Consider the following 3,497-nt stretch of genomic DNA (forward strand, 5'->3'; position numbering starts at 1 on the left):
GGCCCGACGTGTAGCGCATCCATCATGGTCCTGAGCGCCGTCAGCGTGATGTTGGCCGAATCGAGATTGGGGAACACCAGCAAATTGGCTTCGCCCTTCAGCCGTGAATGCGGATATACGCGCTGGCGCAGATGCTCCGACAGAGCGGAATCGGCGTGCATCTCGCCATCGCATTCCAGCTCTGGGGCAATGCGCGCCAGGATCGCCGCCGCTTGCCGCATCTTCAGGGCACTGGGCGAATCGCGCGAGCCGAAATCCGAATGCGAGAGCAGCGCTGCCTTCGGCTCGATGCCGAAGCGCTGGATTTCTTCCGCCGCCAGCACCGTCATCTCAGCGATTTCTTCCGCCGTCGGGTCGACGGAGACATGCGTGTCGGTCAGGAAGATGATGCCGCGCTGCGAGATCAGCATCGAGAGCGTCGACAGGTCGCGATCCTTGACGCCGGTGCGCGGGCCGATGATCAAGGTGACGTTGCGCAGATGCCGCTCGAAGCGCCCTTCGAGGCCGCAAACCATTGCATCGGCATCGCCGCGTTTCAGCGCAAGTGCTGCGATCACCGTGTTGTCGGTGCGCACCATGGTGCGCGCGGCTTCCGTCGTGACGCCGCGCCGGCCGGCGAGTTCGATCAGAAGGTCGACATAATGGCGGTAGCGCGGATCGTCTTCCGGGTTGATCAGGCCGAAATCCACACCGGGCTTGATGCGCAAGCCGTAGCGCTTCAGGCGCACCTCGATGACGTGCGGCCGGCCGATCAGGATCGGCTCGGCGATGCCTTCCTCGAGCACCACCTGGGCGGCGCGCAGCACGCGCTCATCCTCGCCGTCTGCATAGATGACGCGCTTGGCGCTCGATGCCTTGGCGGACGAGAACACCGGCTTCATCACCAGGCCGGAGCGGAAGACGAAGCGGTTCAGCTTGTCGATATAGGCGGCGAAATCGGTGATCGGCCGCGTCGCGACACCGGTGTCGCAGGCCGCCTTGGCGACCGCGGGCGCTATGCGCAGGATCAGGCGTGGATCGAAGGGCGAAGGGATCAGGAATTCAGGGCCGAAGATCGGCGTCTCGCCGGAATAGGCGCGGGCAGCGACATCTGAAGGTTCCTCGCGGGCAAGGGCTGCGATGGCGCGGACCGCCGCCATCTTCATCTCCTCGTTGATAGCGCTGGCACCACAGTCGAGCGCGCCGCGGAAGATGTAAGGAAAACACAGTACGTTGTTGACCTGATTGGGAAAATCGGACCTGCCTGTGCAGATCATCGCATCGGGACGCGCCGCACGCGCCGTTTCCGGCATGATCTCCGGATTGGGGTTGGCCAGCGCCAGGATCAGCGGTTTTGGCGCCATGTGCTCAAGCAGTTCCGGCTTCAGCACGCCTGCCGCCGAGAGGCCGAGGAAGACATCTGCGCCCGATATGACGTCGGCCAGCGTGCGCGCCTCGGTGTCCTTCACATAAGGGTCTTTCCAGCGGTCCATCTCGTCGGTCCGCCCTTTGTAGGCAACGCCGAAACGGTCGGTGACCCAGATGTTTTCGACTTTGGCGCCGAGCGAGACCAGCAGGTTGAGGCAGGCAAGGGCGGCAGCCCCGGCGCCGGAGGTGACGATCTTGATGTCCGATATGGTTTTTCGGGCGAATTCCAGCCCGTTGAGCACGGCGGCAGCGACGATGATGGCGGTGCCATGCTGGTCGTCGTGGAACACCGGTATCTTCATGCGCGCCTTCAACTGTTCCTCGACCTCGAAGCATTCCGGTGCCTTGATGTCTTCGAGGTTGATGCCGCCGAAAGTCGGCTCCAGCGCCGAGATCGTCTCGACCATGCGCTCGATCCCCGGCGCGTCGATCTCGATGTCGAAGACATCGATACCGGCGAACTTCTTGAACAGGACGGCCTTGCCTTCCATCACCGGCTTGGAGGCCAGCGGGCCGATATTGCCGAGGCCGAGCACCGCCGATCCGTTGGTGACGACGCCGACCAGATTGGCGCGTGCGGTGTAGTCGGCGGCGGTCGCCGGATCGTCGCGGATTTCCAGGCAAGGGGCGGCGACACCAGGCGAATAGGCGAGCGCGAGGTCGCGCTGGTTGCCGAGCGGCTTGGTCGCCTGGATCTCGAGTTTTCCCGGCCTTGGGTGCTTGTGGAAGTAGAGGGCGGCTTCGTCGAGGTCCGAACGTGCCGTCTTTTTGCTCTCGCCTTCCATGCGGCCGCTCCCTCGAAATCTGGCTGGAGATTCCCTTTTAGCATGCAGCCGTGGTTTTTCGCGACGCTAATTGACGCGCCGGCAGCTTTACCCGGCGGCGCGTAGAAAGTCGCTAATGATCAAATGCTTATGCCGATTCTCTAACGGACGGCTCCTACAGTTTCACGGACAAGTTGATCAAAAGGCGCTGACGTAGAGACCACCATCGACCGGTATGTTCTGCCCGGTCAGATAGCCCGCATGGACCGAGCACAGGAAGGCGCAGATCTGGCCGAATTCTTCCGGCGTGCCGAGCCGCTTGGCCGGAACATCAGCGCTGATGCGGGTCTTGCGTGCAGCGGCTGCGGCAGGATCCTCGATGGTGCCGGCCTCGTGCGGGCCGCGCAGCCGGTCGGTGTCGAGTTTGCCCGGCAAAAGACTGTTGATGGTCACGTTGCGGTCGATCACCGTTCTGGCCACGCCGGCAAGGAACGAGGTCAGGCCGGCACGCGCGCCGGACGACAGGTCGAGGCCGGGAATGGGCACATAGACCGACAGCGATGTGATGTTGACGATGCGGCCGAAGCCGCGTGCCGCCATGCCGTCCAGCACGGCCTGCACGAGCTCGATCGGCGTCACCATATTCTGGGTGACGCCTTCGAGGATCTTTTCGCGATCGAGCGTGCGGAAATCGCGAAGCGGCGGGCCGCCATTGTTGTTGACCAGGATATCCGGCTCGGGACAGGCCGCGAGCAGCGCCTTCTGCACCTCCGGCTTCGAAACGTCGCCGACGACTTCCGTCACCGTGACGCCATATCGCTCGCGCAACTCCGCGGCGGTTTTCGCCACCAGTTCGGCGTTGCGCCCGTTGACCACGACATCGCAGCCGGCCTCGGCCAGCGCCATGGCGCAACCGCGCCCAAGTCCCTTGCTCGAAGCGCAGACGATGGCCTTCTTTCCGCGGATACCGAGATCCATGACGATTTCTCCTGTGATTTGGCCGGCAAGCTAGTCCTTCGGCTGGACCAATCGCAACCGTCATACGGTTGTTGCATGAATCGGGGCATAGGCTCGCGAAAGCAACGGTGAAATCGCGATGTCCGGCCAAGAGCCCCGCACTTTCCGCAGCATGTTCATATCCGACGTCCATCTGGGCTCGAAGGCGGCCAAGGCCGAGTTCCTGATCGATTTCCTTCGATATCACGATGCCGATATCATCTATCTGGTGGGCGACATCGTCGACGGCTGGCGGCTGCGGCGGAGCTGGCACTGGCCGCAAAGCCACAATGACGTCGTGCAGAAACTGCTGCGCAAGGCGCGCAAGGG

The 3,497-nt window shown here is 63.2% G+C and carries 2 protein-coding genes and 1 pseudogene; 1 reads left to right on the plus strand and 2 read right to left on the minus strand.

Annotated elements, in window-relative coordinates:
• Positions 1 to 2,192 (minus strand): NADP-dependent malic enzyme (locus EN984_RS27120; protein ID WP_164765673.1); only part of this gene is annotated, 2,192 nt, incomplete at its 3' end.
• A 177-nt stretch (positions 2,193 to 2,369) separates the two neighbouring features.
• On the minus strand, positions 2,370 to 3,149 hold the full coding sequence (locus tag EN984_RS27125; protein WP_127271508.1) for an SDR family oxidoreductase: 780 nt from the start codon (positions 3,147 to 3,149) through the stop codon (positions 2,370 to 2,372).
• 151 nt (positions 3,150 to 3,300) lie between these two features.
• Here EN984_RS27125 and EN984_RS27130 point away from each other — a divergent pair.
• Positions 3,301 to 3,497 (plus strand): annotated as a pseudogene (locus EN984_RS27130) (UDP-2,3-diacylglucosamine diphosphatase); the annotation flags it as partial.

This window comes from Mesorhizobium sp. M7A.F.Ca.CA.004.12.1.1 (assembly GCF_003997835.1).
Lineage (GTDB): Bacteria > Pseudomonadota > Alphaproteobacteria > Rhizobiales > Rhizobiaceae > Mesorhizobium.

Bases quoted from the DNA above. Each gene is read 5' to 3' on its own strand.
- EN984_RS27125 (WP_127271508.1), bottom strand. From the start codon at position 3,149: ATGGATCTCGGTATCCGCGGAAAGAAGGCCATCGTCTGCGCTTCGAGC.